14 protein-coding genes are annotated in these 14842 nt (G+C 31.9%); 7 read left to right on the top strand and 7 right to left on the bottom strand.

The window, feature by feature from the left end; all coding sequences use genetic code 11:
• Positions 1-39: 39 nt before the first annotated feature.
• Complete coding sequence (locus DFQ07_RS00520; RefSeq protein WP_133534335.1) at positions 40-3015, bottom strand: DEAD/DEAH box helicase; 2976 nt, start codon at positions 3013-3015, stop codon at positions 40-42.
• Between the two features lie 291 nt (positions 3016-3306).
• Between DFQ07_RS00520 and DFQ07_RS00515 the strand changes: the two genes are divergently transcribed.
• Positions 3307-3771: a DUF5362 family protein gene (locus tag DFQ07_RS00515; protein ID WP_133534334.1), complete on the top strand. Its 465-nt coding sequence runs from the start codon at positions 3307-3309 to the stop codon at positions 3769-3771.
• Between the two features lie 80 nt (positions 3772-3851).
• On the opposite strand, the gene DFQ07_RS00510 is transcribed toward DFQ07_RS00515, so the two are convergent.
• The 3 genes from DFQ07_RS00510 to DFQ07_RS00500 are packed head-to-tail and all read right to left on the bottom strand — an operon-like array spanning position 3852 to position 4820.
• The gene (locus DFQ07_RS00510) at positions 3852-4184 is read right to left on the bottom strand and encodes a CCC motif membrane protein (protein WP_133534333.1); all 333 of its coding nucleotides are present in this window, start codon (positions 4182-4184) and stop codon (positions 3852-3854) included.
• A 13-nt stretch (positions 4185-4197) separates the two neighbouring features.
• Positions 4198-4491, bottom strand: coding sequence for a DUF2752 domain-containing protein (locus tag DFQ07_RS00505; protein ID WP_243743905.1), 294 nt, complete (start codon positions 4489-4491; stop codon positions 4198-4200).
• A 5-nt stretch (positions 4492-4496) separates the two neighbouring features.
• Positions 4497-4820: a YbaB/EbfC family nucleoid-associated protein gene (locus DFQ07_RS00500; protein ID WP_133534332.1), complete on the bottom strand. Its 324-nt coding sequence runs from the start codon at positions 4818-4820 to the stop codon at positions 4497-4499.
• 137 nt (positions 4821-4957) lie between these two features.
• Between DFQ07_RS00500 and DFQ07_RS00495 the strand changes: the two genes are divergently transcribed.
• The 4 genes from DFQ07_RS00495 to DFQ07_RS00480 all read left to right on the top strand — a co-directional run bounded on the left by DFQ07_RS00495 (position 4958) and on the right by DFQ07_RS00480 (position 9891).
• Positions 4958-7054 (top strand): S9 family peptidase, encoded by a 2097-nt coding sequence (locus DFQ07_RS00495; RefSeq protein ID WP_243743904.1) that lies wholly within the window; start codon positions 4958-4960, stop codon positions 7052-7054.
• A gap of 116 nt (positions 7055-7170) precedes the next feature.
• Complete coding sequence (locus DFQ07_RS00490; RefSeq protein ID WP_133534330.1) at positions 7171-8166, top strand: PLP-dependent cysteine synthase family protein; 996 nt, start codon at positions 7171-7173, stop codon at positions 8164-8166.
• Between the two features lie 309 nt (positions 8167-8475).
• Positions 8476-9231 carry an SDR family NAD(P)-dependent oxidoreductase gene (locus DFQ07_RS00485; RefSeq protein ID WP_133534329.1) on the top strand — a complete coding sequence of 252 codons (756 nt, stop codon included), beginning with the start codon at positions 8476-8478 and terminating at the stop codon, positions 9229-9231.
• A 78-nt stretch (positions 9232-9309) separates the two neighbouring features.
• Positions 9310-9891 carry a TetR/AcrR family transcriptional regulator gene (locus tag DFQ07_RS00480; RefSeq protein ID WP_133534328.1) on the top strand — a complete coding sequence of 194 codons (582 nt, stop codon included), beginning with the start codon at positions 9310-9312 and terminating at the stop codon, positions 9889-9891.
• A gap of 204 nt (positions 9892-10095) precedes the next feature.
• On the opposite strand, the gene DFQ07_RS00475 is transcribed toward DFQ07_RS00480, so the two are convergent.
• Positions 10096-11031, bottom strand: coding sequence for a ClpXP adapter SpxH family protein (locus DFQ07_RS00475; protein ID WP_133534327.1), 936 nt, complete (start codon positions 11029-11031; stop codon positions 10096-10098).
• A gap of 233 nt (positions 11032-11264) precedes the next feature.
• Here DFQ07_RS00475 and DFQ07_RS00470 point away from each other — a divergent pair, with 233 nt between their 5' ends.
• On the top strand, positions 11265-11624 hold the full coding sequence (locus tag DFQ07_RS00470) for a winged helix-turn-helix transcriptional regulator (RefSeq protein WP_243743903.1): 360 nt from the start codon (positions 11265-11267) through the stop codon (positions 11622-11624).
• Between the two features lie 37 nt (positions 11625-11661).
• Here DFQ07_RS00470 and DFQ07_RS00465 read toward each other — a convergent pair whose 3' ends face one another.
• Both DFQ07_RS00465 and DFQ07_RS00460 read right to left on the bottom strand, forming a co-directional pair.
• Positions 11662-12021: a hypothetical protein gene (locus DFQ07_RS00465; RefSeq protein WP_133534326.1), complete on the bottom strand. Its 360-nt coding sequence runs from the start codon at positions 12019-12021 to the stop codon at positions 11662-11664.
• Between the two features lie 189 nt (positions 12022-12210).
• The gene (locus DFQ07_RS00460) at positions 12211-13461 is read right to left on the bottom strand and encodes an exo-beta-N-acetylmuramidase NamZ family protein (RefSeq protein ID WP_133534325.1); all 1251 of its coding nucleotides are present in this window, start codon (positions 13459-13461) and stop codon (positions 12211-12213) included.
• A 139-nt stretch (positions 13462-13600) separates the two neighbouring features.
• On the opposite strand from DFQ07_RS00460, the gene DFQ07_RS00455 reads away from it, so the two are divergent.
• Positions 13601-14836 carry an ABC transporter permease gene (locus DFQ07_RS00455; protein WP_133534324.1) on the top strand — a complete coding sequence of 412 codons (1236 nt, stop codon included), beginning with the start codon at positions 13601-13603 and terminating at the stop codon, positions 14834-14836.
• The last annotated feature ends 6 nt before the right edge of the window (positions 14837-14842 follow it).

Below are 14842 nucleotides of genomic sequence, written 5' to 3'. Positions count from 1 at the left end.
ATAATAAAAAAGAGGAGCGATTAATCGCTCCTCTTTTATTTAGTTAGCCATTTCATATATATTTAAATGTCTCTTCAGAATTCCAGATGGAGTGTCTTTTGTCTCATCAAAAATTCGAGTGTCTCCAAAAAGAATAAAACTTTCTTTAGCTCTTGAAACCGCTACATTTAACATGTTGGGTTTGTTATCTTTTTCAAAAAACAAAGTACCTTCATCATCATTAGAATATACAGAGCTGAACAAGATAATGTTTCGTTCTGCACCTTGTAATGCGTGTACAGTACCTAGTTTAATGTCACTAACTTTATAGCCCGCATCGGTTAATGCTTTTGATAATTCACCTTTCTGACTTGCGAAGGGGGTGATAATTCCTAAAACACTTTCAATAGCTTCTACATCATATGCTTCTTGAATGGTTTCTTTGTTTTGTTGTAACCAAGAAATAATAGCTTTTACTTCGCTAATGTTTTGGCGACTGTTGTATTTGCGCTCACTAATTCCTTCAATATGATATGCCATCATTGATGGAAATGCCTGATTTTCTTTAGCTTTTCCTTTCATAGGTTTTAAAATACCATCGTACGCCAATTCGTTACAAAAACTAATAATTTCATCATTACATCGTCTATGCTCTAATAAAACCAATCCTTGTTCTTTTTTTGCAGGTAATGGAGTTTCAAATTCGCAGGCATTTTGAGCCATTTTCATAATACTTCCGCTAGAGGCTAAAAAGCCTAACTCGTCTAAATGTGCATCATTTTGATTTTCAATAATATCAAGGCTTGTTAAGTTTCCTTTGTCAATTTTTTTAGGAATAGACCAAATAGGCTCAATTTGTTGTAAATCACCTACGACAAAGGCTTTTTGAGTTAATGAAAATACAGGAATGCTTACTTCTGGTGTGACTTGACCTGCTTCATCAATAATTAACAAATCTAAAAAGTTGTATAGCGGTAAGTATTCGAAAATAGGCTTTCCGTTTTCGTTTTCTCCTTGAAACTGACTGTATAAAAAGTGACTTGGTGCTGTGTAAAAAGTAGCTACAAAACAAGGAGTAAGCATAGCTCTTCGTTTCCATTTTGCTTTAATAGCATATTCTCCAGTTCCTTTTTCGGTGTTCTCCTCTAACATCTCTCGGGTTTCTAGTAACCAACGAGCTTCCCAATAATGGGTTGCTAATAAGAACGCTTTATGGCGTAAATCAATATCTAATTCATCATAAAAGAAACGCTGTGTTGCATCGTTAGATTTTATTTTTTCATATTCGTATGCCCACATTTGTTCTTCTGAAACAAAAGGAAATCCTTTAATGTTATTTTCGTACTTCCAATTTTTTAGGTTTAAATGTGATTGTAGTAACAGATTTACATTGTTTGTGCATTCTTTGATATATGCTGCTGCTCTTTTAGCATCTAACAGTGTTTCTGCTGTGGTCTTAAAAATGTGTTTAGCATTTCTTGATTCAAACTGAGTTTCATCAATAAAATAGCGTTTTACTTTATCAATAAAATCGGTATCTTTTGTTGATGCTTTTAAATCGTTTAAAATAGTTCTCCATTCTTGTAGTTTGGAGATTTTAAACGTACTTTTTTCGATGAAATCTTCTTCATGTACAAGTATGCTGTTGATGTAGTTTACAGCATTTATATAGTTTCTAGAGAAATCAACACCATCAGCTAAAATATTTTGAATACCAATAATTTCTTCTTGTAGATGGTTACACACATCGTCAAGTGAATTTGTTTGGGTATTGAAGTACTGACAGTAGTTTGTTAAAAAGTAATATTCTGCTTCAGAGATATATTTTTCATTTTCTAGATTACAGAGTGTTCCTTCATGACCAAATAAATTTCCTTTTAAATAATTGATATTGGCTAGTTTTTTCTCACTTTTTGAACTGGATGGGAGGTAGGTAGCATATCCGTTAAAATCAGGAATCCAACGATTGGCCAATACTCCCATTGTACTTTCAGAATTGATAAAACTATCAATAATATTGGTTACTGCTTGGTTGTTGTTAGAGCAGGCTAAAATTATAGGTGCTTCTTCTCCGTTAATAGCAGCTTTTACAAACTCGGTAGCAACTAAACTTTGCAATAGTGTAGTTTTTCCAGTTCCTGGAGGTCCGTTTACAGCGGTAACTGCATTTTCTTCGGCTACTAAATACGACAATAATGTTTTTCGCTGACTAACAGAAAGCGGGAATTTATTCGACATTTGCCCTAAATGCAAATGATTATAGACTAAAAATCCGTTATCGGTAATGGCCTCTTGTCGCTCTCTAGTATATGGATTGATAATTTTAGAAAGTACAGGTAATTCATCCGTGTTTTTAAGTAGGTTTTCGTACAGAAATAAAATACTTTTTGCGGTAGAGATTTTAGAACTTAATGCGAAATAAGTAAGCTCATATTGTGTGGTATAGCGTTCTACTTGGTAACGATATAAGTTGCTAAAAGTTATCGCAGAAAATACTTCGTTAATATAGTTCCAGTATTCATCCCAAGGTATAGGGTCTTCGTTGTTCTCAAAATCGGGAGCATCTAGGTCTTTGGCATCTAAAACGGTGTCGATAGAAGAAAAGATAAAATCGTTCTTAATATCTGCGATAGGAGTTAGATAGTTACGAACAATTAAAGGAAAGCCATCTTTTGGAGCTGATAATTGCCCTGAACGATTTACAATAGCACTAATCCAAAATGGATGAATAGTACGTTGTTTGAATTTAGTGTTGTCGGTTTGATATACTAAATGAAAAGGCGCTATTAATATTTTAGTTTCCTCTACCTTATGCCATTTAGGATTGTCTTTTTTGGTAATTCCTTTTAATCGATTAATTCTACGTTCTTCAACATCTAATAGTTGACTTGCTTGTTTAGAGTTGATAAGTGCATTGCTTAAATCGGATGATTTTTGATGAAAAAGGTTTTTTATTTTACTAATGTCGATAGCTAAGTTTTCACTATCTGATAAGCTGTTTTTATAATATTGTAACCAGTTTTTTTCGTCGTTCATAGTTGTTCTCGTACCCTTGAAATGTGATTTTTTTCTGTAAGAAAGGGTGCGAAAATAAGGTATTCAAAGTCTGAAAAAATAGATTTTTAAACCTTTTTATTAACGAAAAAAGAGAGGAGAGGGTAGAGGATTTGTTTTCAGTAAAATAAATGTAGAAAAATTATTGATAAATAAAACAGGAAGGATAAATTAAAGAATTTACATTTCTGAAGTTGCAGTGATGTAGAAAATATTTTTAACTCGGTTAAATAATTATATATTTGAGTGCTAATCAAAACAAAATTAAAAATTATGGAAGAGAATCTTCAAGTAAACAATTCATCAGGAATTAGATTAAACAATGTAGCAAAAGAAGTTTTAAAAGAAGCTTCTAAATGGGCTAACTTTTTAGCTATTATAGGTTTTATTGGTGTTGGTTTTATGGTATTAATGGCGTTATTCGCAGGTACAATATTTAGTGCACTGCCTTCGTCTGGTTATGAGACAGTTATAGGAGGGGTAGGTTTTACCATTATTTATTTATTGGGAGCAGCATTATACTTTTTTCCAGTTATGTATTTATATAAGTTTGCCAAAAAAACAAAGACAGCATTGTTAAGAAATAATGAAGAGGAACTTACAGAGGCTTTTACTAATTTGAAATCGCACTATAAGTTTATAGGTGTGTTAACCATCGTAATGTTAAGTGTTTATGCTGTTATGTTTTTAATAGCAATAGTTCGTGGTGTAGCAGCAGTATCTTCTGCTTCATTTTAAATATCCATAGAATGCACATAAAAAAGGTCAGAAGATATCTTCTGACCTTTTTTTATTTTTATAGAATATTTTTTTTGAGATTACCTGTTTTTAAACTCATTTATTCTTTCCATCATTAAATCAGGATCTCCTAATGCATCCCAACCAATCATAGATATAAACCATAAAATATAAGCAATAAAAACAATATTTAATACAATACCAATAATACCTAGTATTTTACCAGTATAAGCATTATTTGCTCCCTCATATAAGTCTGGATTTTGGTTATTTAACTTAATAGCTTTGTTACCTAAAACAAGAGCAATAATTCCGAGAGGTAGCCCAATAACTCCATAACAACAGAAGGTTACTATAGAACAAATACCTAAAACTAATGCTGTAGTTGAATTTGGTAGTTTTTGTTTTTCCATAGTTTACTATGATTTAAATTAATTGATTCATTTTTATAATATAGCTAATCACAATAATAGCAATATTAATAATAGCCAATATACTGATTATTTTTTGGGCATATTTTATGTTGTAGAAGAAGTTAACTCCAATAACAACAGCTAAAAGAAGTAAGGTGTATATGGCAGGATAAATTTTAAAGGCAGCAACAAATTCACCTTGTAATACTAAATTTAACGCACGCTGAATTCCACAACCTAAACAATCAATTCCAAAGAATTTTTTGTTTAAGCAAGGGAGCATATAATCTTCTAGCTTTAAAAACATACGCATTATTTGAACATGTCCATTCCAGGAATGTTTGGCATTCCACTTTTAGCTGCAATAGCTAGTTCTTGTTCATTAATTTCTCCAGCACGTTTCAATGCTTTGTTTAAAGCTAAAATTAAGTAATCTTCTAACTCTTCTTTATCTTCTAGTAAAGATTCATCAACACTAATAGCTTTTATTTCACGATTTGCAGTTACGGTAACTTTTACATTTCCACTAGCAACAGCCTCATCAATTAAAACTGTGTTTAATCGTTTTTTTGTTTCCTCTACTTTTTGTTGGGCTTCTTGTAATTTCCCCATCATTCCAGAAATATCTCCAAACATCGATTCTTATTTTAAAATTTTTATAATCACAAATTTAGTATTTTCACAAAGAATATAACCAACCAAATAAAATGAAAAAAATAATGCTATCTGCTTTGGTATTTAGTCTTATTTTTGCTTCCTGCAAAAAACAGGAAATGAAGAAAGATATCAAAGTCCCAGTTGCTGAAAAGCAACCAACTAAGTTAGAGAAACACGAAGATGTACGTATTGATGATTACTTTTGGATGCGTTTAACTGACGAGCAAAAAAATGCCAAAGTTAAAGATGAACAAACCCAAAAAGTATACGATTATTTAAATGCTGAAAACGCCTACTATGATGAAATGACCAAAGAAACCAAAGAGTTTCAAGAGACGTTATTTCAAGAAATGAAAGGACGTATTAAAGAGGATGATGAGTCGGTTCCGTATAAAAAGAATGGGTACTTTTATATAACTCGTTATGAGAAAGGACAGCAATATCCAATTTATAGTCGAAAAAAGAAAACCTTAGAGGCTGAAGAAGAAATCATGTTCAATGTGAATGACGAAGCTAAAGGATATGATTATTTTCAGTTAGGAGGATTAGCGGTATCAACAGATAATAAATTAGTTGCTTTTGCAACAGATACAGTAAGTCGTCGCCAGTATTTCATTAGAATTAAAAATTTAGAAACAGGTAAGATTTATAAAGATATTATTGAAAATACTACAGGTGCTTCTGTTTGGGCAAACGATAATAAAACGTTGTTTTATGCTAAGAAAGATCCTGTAACCTTACGTTCTTCAAAGATTTACAAGCATACTTTAGGTTCAGATTCGTTATTAGATGAATTAGTATATGAAGAGAAAGACGATACGTTTGGAACCTTTGTTTCTAAAACAAAATCAAAAAAATATATCATTATTGGTTCTTATAGTACGGTTTCTACTGAATACCAGGTATTGGATGCTGATAATCCTAATGGAGAGTTAAGGGTGATTCAGCCACGTGAGCGTGATTTAGAGTATGATATTGCGCATTACGGAGATCATTTTTACATCAAAACGAATAAAGATGGAGCAACCAACTTTAAGTTGATGAAAACTCCTGAACATAAAACAACAAAAGAAAATTGGGTAGATGTAATTCCACACAGAGAAGATACCTTATTTGAAGATTTTTCAATTTTTAAAGACTACTTAGTTTTAGAAGAAAGAAATGAAGGATTGAATAAAATACGAATTAAGCGTTGGGATGGAACTGAAGATTACTATTTACCTTTTGAAGAAGAAACCTATTCAGCAGGTGTACATGGGAACCCCGAATTTGATACGGATATAATTCGTTATTCATACAATTCGATGACAACTCCAAGTTCAGTAATTGATTTCAATATGAAAGACAAATCAAAAGAAATCAAAAAAGAACAAGAGGTTTTAGGAGGAAAGTTTGATAAGAATAACTATGTAAGCAAACGTATTTGGGTACCTGCACGCGATGGTAAAAAAGTAGCTTTATCAATTGTATATTATAAAGATACTAAGATTGATAAAAATACTCCTGTATTACAATATGCGTATGGTTCTTACGGATATACTATTGATGACGGATTTTCAACCACACGTTTAAGTTTATTAGATCGCGGATTTGTATATGCTTTAGCACATATTAGAGGGAGCCAGTATTTAGGGCGTGATTGGTATGAAGATGGTAAAATGTTGAAAAAGAAAAATACGTTTACCGATTTTATTGATTGTTCTAAATATTTAATAGATAACGGCTATACATCACCAGAGCATTTATATGCTATGGGAGGTTCTGCAGGAGGCTTATTAATGGGGGCTGTAATCAACATGAATCCAGAGTTGTATAACGGAATAATCGCAGCTGTACCATTTGTTGATGTTATTTCTACGATGTTAGATGACAGTATTCCATTAACTACGGGTGAATATGATGAATGGGGAAATCCGAATAATAAAGAGTACTATGATTATATCAAATCATATTCTCCATACGATCAGGTAGCAGCAAAATCCTATCCTAATATGTTAGTTACAACGGGATTGCATGATAGTCAAGTGCAGTATTGGGAACCTGCAAAATGGGTTGCTAAACTACGTGAAGTTAAAACAGATGACAATATGTTGTTCTTGCATACGAATATGGATACAGGTCATGGAGGAGCATCAGGAAGATTTGATGCATTAAAAGAAACAGCCGAAGAATACACCTTCTTTTTAATGTTGGAGGATAAGTTAAAAAAATAATCATATTTTTGCGCTCGATTGAGTGTGAGTGTCATTGCGAATGCAACGAACAATCTCAACAGATTTATTCGTGTCCGTTTTCGTAATGACACTTTTTTTCTTATTTACAAACTATAATGAAAAGACATCAAGGTATAACCAATTCAATATTAGATTTAGTAGGTCAAACTCCCATGATTCAACTGCATAGAATCACCCAAAACTTACCGGGTACTTATTATGCAAAAGTTGAAGCTTTTAATCCGGGACACTCTGCTAAAGATAGGATTGCATTGCATATTATAGAGACAGCAGAAGAAAAAGGGATTGTAAAAGAAGGAGATATTATTGTTGAAACTACTTCAGGAAATACAGGGTTTTCATTAGCAATGATTAGTATTGTGAAAGGCTACCGATGCATTCTAGCAGTGAGCGATAAATCTTCTCAAGATAAAATAGACATGTTAAAATCGATGGGAGCAGAGGTGCACGTATGTCCTGCAAACGTAACACCAGACGATCCTCGTTCGTATTACGAAGTTGCCAAACGATTGCATAGAGAAAATCCTGGGTCTATATATATCAATCAGTATTTTAATGAATTGAACATTGAAGCGCATTATAAGAGTACTGGACCAGAAATTTGGAAGCAAACTGAAGGAAAGGTAACCCATGTAGTAGCGGCTAGTGGAACAGGAGGTACGATTTCTGGAACCGCGAGATACTTAAAAGAGCAAAACCCTGAGATTAAAATTTTAGGAGTAGATGCTATGGGATCTGTCATTAAAAAATACCATGAAACAGGGGAATTTGATGCTACAGAAATTAGTCCTTATAAAATTGAAGGTTTAGGAAAGAATTTAATACCAACTTCTACCGATTTTGATGTGGTAGATGTGTACGAAAAAGTATCGGATAAAGAAGCTGCCTTAAAAGCCAGAGAATTGGTGAAGACAGAAGGAATCTTTGCAGGGTATACTTCAGGAGCAGCATTACAAGCAACTCAACAGTATGCAGATAAAAACTATTTTGATGAAAATAGTGTAGTGGTAGTGATTTTACCAGATCATGGTTCTCGTTATATGAATAAAATTTATTCGAATAACTGGATGAAAGAGCAAGGTTTTTTTTAAGATAACGTTCTTTAACTAAGATTTAATTCAACACATTTCACGATAATCTCCATTTTCAGGAGATACCACGTTGTAAGCCTATATTTACTATTTTCAAAAACCCAAAAACTTAGTTTTTGTAGTAAAAAGTATAGAAGTACAACTATATTGGTTTCAATGTAAACTAACCACACTTATTTTGATAAAATTCGCAATACAATTTTTTATAAAACAATAAATTTATTTTATTTGGAATAATCATTCTGTTATTTATATGTTTGTATTTAGAATGATCGTTCTAGTATTTGAAAATAATTAAAAAACAGAAAAATGAGTAAATTAAACGGGAAAGTAGCGGTGGTTACTGGAGGTAATAGTGGTATTGGCTATGCTTCTGCAAAAGAATTAAAAAGTCAAGGAGCTAATGTTGTAATTACAGGAAGAAACAAAAAAAAGGTGCAATCTGCAGCAGAAACACTTGGTGTTCACGGAATTGTTGCTGATGTAGCAAATATCTCTGAAATAGAAAGCTTAGTAGATGAGGTTCAAAAAAAATTTGATAAAGTTGATATCTTATTTGTAAATGCAGGTATTTTTCAACCAGCACCTGTGGGAAATATAAGTGAAGAAATGTTTGATCATCAAATGGGAATTAACTTTAAAGGAGCGGTGTTTACGACTGAAAAATTTCTTCCAATATTAAATGATGGTGCATCAATTATTAACTTATCTTCAGTAAATGCGTATACAGGAATGCCTAATACAGCGGTTTATGCAGCATCAAAAGCAGCATTAAATTCATATACAAGAACCGCTGCAACTGAGCTGGCTCCAAGAAAAATTAGAGTTAATTCTGTTAATCCAGGTCCAGTAACTACACCAATTTTTGAAAAAATAGGAATGGAAGAGGAGCAATTAAAAGGATTTGCAGAAGCAATGCAAAATCGCATTCCTTTAAAACGATTTGGAGCTCCTGAAGATATTGCTAAGTTAGTTGGCTTTTTAGCTTCAGATGATGCTGCTTTCATTACAGGTAGTGAATACAATATAGATGGAGGAATAAATATTAATCCTCTTTTGGGATAATTTTTTTTAATCATATTTGGAATGAAAGTTCCAATAACCTACTTTTGTGGAAGTGTTTAACGCTTCCACATTTTTTATATGCCAAGAGTAAAATTATTTGACGAAAAAGAAGTGCTAACCAAAGCAATGAACTTGTTTTGGAAACAAGGATATGCAGCAACTTCTATTCAAGAGTTGGTAAACCATTTAGGTATTAATAGAGCAAGTTTGTATGATACTTTTGGAGGGAAAGAACAGCTTTTTAAAAAGGCATTTGAACTATATCGAGTATCAAATAAAGAAGAATTAATTCGTTTTTTTCAAAGTAGACCAAATGTGAAAGAAGGGGTTCAAGAACTTTTTGGTATTGCAATTAAAGAAGCCATTTTCGATAAAGATAAAAAAGGTTGTTTTGTAGTAAACACAACTACAGAACTTATTCCGAATGACGAAAATCTACTCGCAGTTTTGGAAAGTAATAAACAAGATATAGAAAAGCTTTTTTATGAATATCTTGAAAGTGGGAAAGAAAAAGGGCAATTAAAAACGAATCAAGATTTGAAGTCTATTACTTCTCTTTTTTATACTTTATACAATGGTATTCGGGTAGTTTCAAAAGTTAATCCGAAAGAAAAGGAACTAAAGAATACTGTTGAAGTAGCGTTGTCTTTATTAGATTAATTAGGTTTAAATGACTTACGTTATATGAATAAAATTTATTCGAATAACTGGATGAAAGAGCAAGTTTTTTTTAAGCCACTTTGTACAACAAAACTAAAAAGTTTCGCTTTTGTTTTTATACATAAGCAATAGCGGAATAAATAATTTAGCTTTTAAAATAAAATATCATTCATTTGGGGGCGTTGCTATTGCTTATGTTCAGTGCTAGAAGTTAGATTTTTTAATCTTCCACATTGCACCATTTTTAGTAGCAATTTTTTCCAAATACTCCTTTTTCGTAAGATTATTTAATAATTGCTCACTTTGGCTTCTAGGAATTCCCGATAACTCTGAAAATTCTCTAGCTGTAAGTGAATTATATTTAGTGAATAATGTTTTCCAATCTTTAGCATATTCACTTTTAGAAATTGTAGGCTGAATTTTTAAAATGACCATTTCGTAGAACGCATACGCTTTAGATCCGTATACGATTTCTTGGTTGCCAGAATTGTCTTCAAAATACATGGTAGGAAAGCCTCTTACTCTATAAATTCTTGCTAATTTTAAATCTTCTTCAAATAATAATTTAGCTTTTCCTTCATAGTCAGTTTTTAATAAATCAACATTAAGTCCCACATTTTTTGCTGCAGTGGCAATATGTTCCCACTTGGCAATGTTTTTCTTTTTTAAGAACACCATTTCTCGTATTTCTCTTAAAAAGAGAATAGCTTTGTTTTTATCTTGTAATTGGGCTGCTTTAAAAGCAATTGAAGGAGGGTAAGAAGAATCTAAAGGATCTTCTAACCATACATCACCATCTATGGGCATATCGTAGTAAGTGCTAACCTCGTCCCAATGATGTGCAACATCCGAAGGTTTGCTTATCCCTCCGCTGTTGTAGCTCCAATCTGGTAACAAACCACCCATTCTATAATCAATTTTAATATCTTGTCCGTACTCAAGTTTTAATTTTCTCAGTTGAGGTTCAATACCCCAACAAGAAGAACAAATAGGATCGGTAAAGTAAACCACCTTTATTTTGTTTTTACTAGGTTGTTCTTTTTTTTCAGTAGGAGTTTTGGTTTCATTAGTAGTCACCTCGCACATTCCTGTTTGTGGATCACATAAAAGCGGATTTACATTCGATGTTTGTTCGTTCATGTTGTTTGTTTTTGATTGTCCTTTGCAAGCTGCAAGCTGCAAGATTCAACAAGGCAATAAATACTATTAGTACATTAATATTTTTAACCATGTTCTTATCTGTTTTACTATTGATTTATAAGACAAAACTAAAATGAATTACTAGTATATTTGCTATAGGTTTCATAAAGGAAAGTACTTTCCAGTAGGAAACTACCTTAGTGTTTAAAGAATAAATTGTTGAGTTTACATCAGTGAAAAAATCAGTAATTAACAATACACCTGTTTGTCAGGTTAGGATGCAGGCTATTAGTGATGCCATGAGTATATTATCAGGAAAATGGAAGTTCCATATTTTAGGTACTTTGATAGAAGGCAATAAATTAGGCTTTATGGAATTATTACGAGAAATAGATGGAATTGGATCGAAAATGCTTTCAAAAGAATTGCAAGATTTAGAAATGAATCGTTTGGTTAACAGAACGGTTAAAAATACCAAACCAATCACAGTTGAATATACTATTACAGGGTATGGTAAAACGCTAGCTCCTTTAATTGATACGTTGGCAAACTGGGGAATTGAATATAGACAATTGGTATGTAAGGATAAGTGATTTAAGATTTGTTCTGATAACTAGGAGTTTTATAGGTTTATTGGCAACGAATTGTAGCTGGTGTTGTGTTTAGTTCTTCATAAATTTGTTTGATGTCCTCTTCCTTAATACCATATCCATCTGAGGATATCCTAATTTGATTTTGATTGTCTTTAATGGTAAAAAAAACAAACAATGTGAAAGTTGTAAAAGGTGAATGGTTTATTTTAGAAACTACTAATTCATCTAATTTTAAAGATGCTTTTCTACAAGAATTAAAACCTAAAAATTTATTTATAACTAAAGTTTGGTTATCATAATCGACATAAATACTATCTAATTTTACTCTAGAGATGTAGATAAATATTTTGATAATGATGGCAAATTCAAAGATCATTATAAATTTTACTATATCCATAACCTCTGGTTTTGACCATGTAATTAAATTAATTAGTAGAGACCAGAATAAAGCTATGGGGATAACTATAAAAAATTGTTTGATAAAATCAATACATTTTAATCTTCTGTTATTTTTAAAAATCTTTTTCATATAAATTAAATACAAAATAAAAATATAGTTAACTGTTAATAAGTTGCTATATGGATATTACTCATACAACAAATACTGCTCACGTACTTTTTTAAAACTTTCTAAACCTTCTTGCCAACTTGCTTTAATTCCCTCTTCAGAAAGTCCTTCTTCAATTTGTTCTTGTAGTTTTTTTGTTCCTGCTAGTTTGGTAAAAAAAGCATTGAAAAACTCCTTTTTAGGAGACTGTTGATACGCTTTTAATAACCAGCTAAGGTTTAGGTTAACCAAACTTTCAGAAGCGCTTAAATCTTCTCCAAAACAAGATTTTTTATTGTGTTTAGGTTGTTTAGCACCTTCGTTGGGTTGTGGCGTAAAATTAAAGGTTGTTTTTTCTAAATATGGAGAACCATACACTTGAAATTGTTTGTTGGTTCCTCTTCCAACAGATACATTGGTACCTTCAAAAAAGCATAAACTAGGGTATAAGTTTATCGAAGTATCATTCGGTAGGTTGGGTGAAGGTTTTATGGGTAAACTGTATTGTGATTGATGGGTGTAATTTTCTAATGGAATTACGGTTAAGTCACACTTAATACCATTCGCTAACCATTTTTCTCCGTTAATCATTTGTCCGTATTCACCAATGGTCATTCCGTAAACAACAGGTACAGGGTGCATCCCTACAAAGCTTTTATGCTCAGGTTCTAAGACAGGTCCGTCAATATAATGTCCATTTGGGTTCGGTCTGTCAAGTAATATCACTTGGATTCCGAGTTCAGCACAAATTTCCATCACATAATGTAATGTTGAAATATAGGTGTAAAAACGAGCGCCTACATCTTGAATATCAAAAACAACAACATCAATTCCATTCAATTGTTCAGGAGAAGGTTTCTTGTTCTTTCCATACAAAGAAATAATAGGAATGCCTGTTTTTACATCTTTTCCATCAGCGATTGCCTCGCCAGCATCGGCTTTTCCACGAAAACCATGCTCAGGAGCAAAAACTTTTTCTACATGTATTCCTTCGTAATTATGTAAATAATCTACCAAGTGATGAGTTACTGTTTTAGAGCCCATAATGTTGGGAGCTACTTCAGCTCTTTGTAAGACTTGTAAAATAGAGGTCTGATTAGCAACAATGGCTATGTTTTTGTTTTTTAAAAGTGGTAGGTATAAAGAAGTTCTATCAGCTCCTGTTTTAATGGTTTGTGCTTGTTCTTTCTCTACTGTTTTTTTTGTCGATTTCTGTTGCTGTGCACAAGAAGAAAAATGAAAACAGGATACTAGAAAAAAAATAAAAATATAACTAAAAGAAAACTTCATTTGCCTAAATAATTAATGTATAAAGTTACAGTTTTCTATTTTTTAACAACAAAAAAAATAAGAGAATTAAATCCTGAGTATTCTTCTTCTTTGAATCCATAAGAATTAATTACTTTTGGATTTGTAAAAATGTAAACATTTGAATTTCGAACTATTTATAGCAAAGCGAATCATTGCTGGGAAACAGTATAAGAGCAGTATTTCATCACCAATTATTACCATAGCAACCATAGCAATAGCACTTGGTGTAGCTATCATGTTAATTGCGGTATCCATTACTTCTGGATTTCAAAAGAAAGTGAGGGATAAAATGACAGGATTTAAAGGAGATATTCAAATTATAAATTACGATAATAACAATTCAGATGTTTCTACAGTCCCTATTGATATCAATCAAGAGTTTTATCCAAAATTTAAGAATATCGAAGGTATTCGAAAAGTACAACCTTTTGCTAATGTAGGTGGGATTATTAGAACTCCTACGGATTTTGAAGGAATTATTTTTAAAGGAGTGTCGTCTGATTATGATTTTACATTTTTCAATGAATATTTAAAAGAAGGGCGTTTACCTAATTTTGACCAAGATAGAAATCGTGAAATTTTAATTTCTGAATCAATAGCTAACAGATTGCAATTTAAACTGAATGATACTATACAAACCTGGTTTGGTGCAGAAAATAGCAGTTTAAAATTCAAATCCAGAAAACCAGTAATTGTAGGTATATATAATACAGGTTTTGAGCAGTTTGATAAAATTATGTTGTTGGGTGATTTAAGAGAAGTGCAACAAATAAATCGTTGGGAAGATAATCAAGTAGGAGGTTTTGAAGTGTTAATTGATGATTTTGATCAGCTGCGTGAAAAAGGGAATGAAGTGTATACCAGTATAGGTTCTACACTCAATAGTATTACAATTATAGATAATTACCCTGCTATTTTTGAATGGTTAAACCTACTAGATAATAACGTATGGTTCATTATCGGAATTATGGTGTTAGTTGCTGGGATTAATATGGTAACAGCATTGTTGGTGTTGATATTAGAGCGTGTACAAATGGTAGGAATACTCAAAGCATTAGGAAGTTTAAATTGGAGCATTCGAAAGATATTTTTATACAATGCCTCGTACCTAATTTTAAAAGGATTGTTTTGGGGAAATTTAATAGGCTTAAGTATTCTCTTAATTCAGAAATACAGTAAACTAATAACATTAGATCCAGAGACGTATTATGTGTCTACTGTTCCAGTAGATATTAACGTGCTAGCTATTTTATTGTTAAATATGGGGACGTTAGCTTTATGTTTTTTAATGTTGATCATACCTTCATATATCATTACTAAAATCCGTCCTTCAAAATCCATTCGATTTGCTTAATTTTGC

This window comes from Tenacibaculum caenipelagi, from assembly GCF_004363005.1.
Taxonomy (GTDB): domain Bacteria; phylum Bacteroidota; class Bacteroidia; order Flavobacteriales; family Flavobacteriaceae; genus Polaribacter; species Polaribacter caenipelagi.
This window is presented reverse-complemented; position numbering and strand designations above follow the sequence as displayed.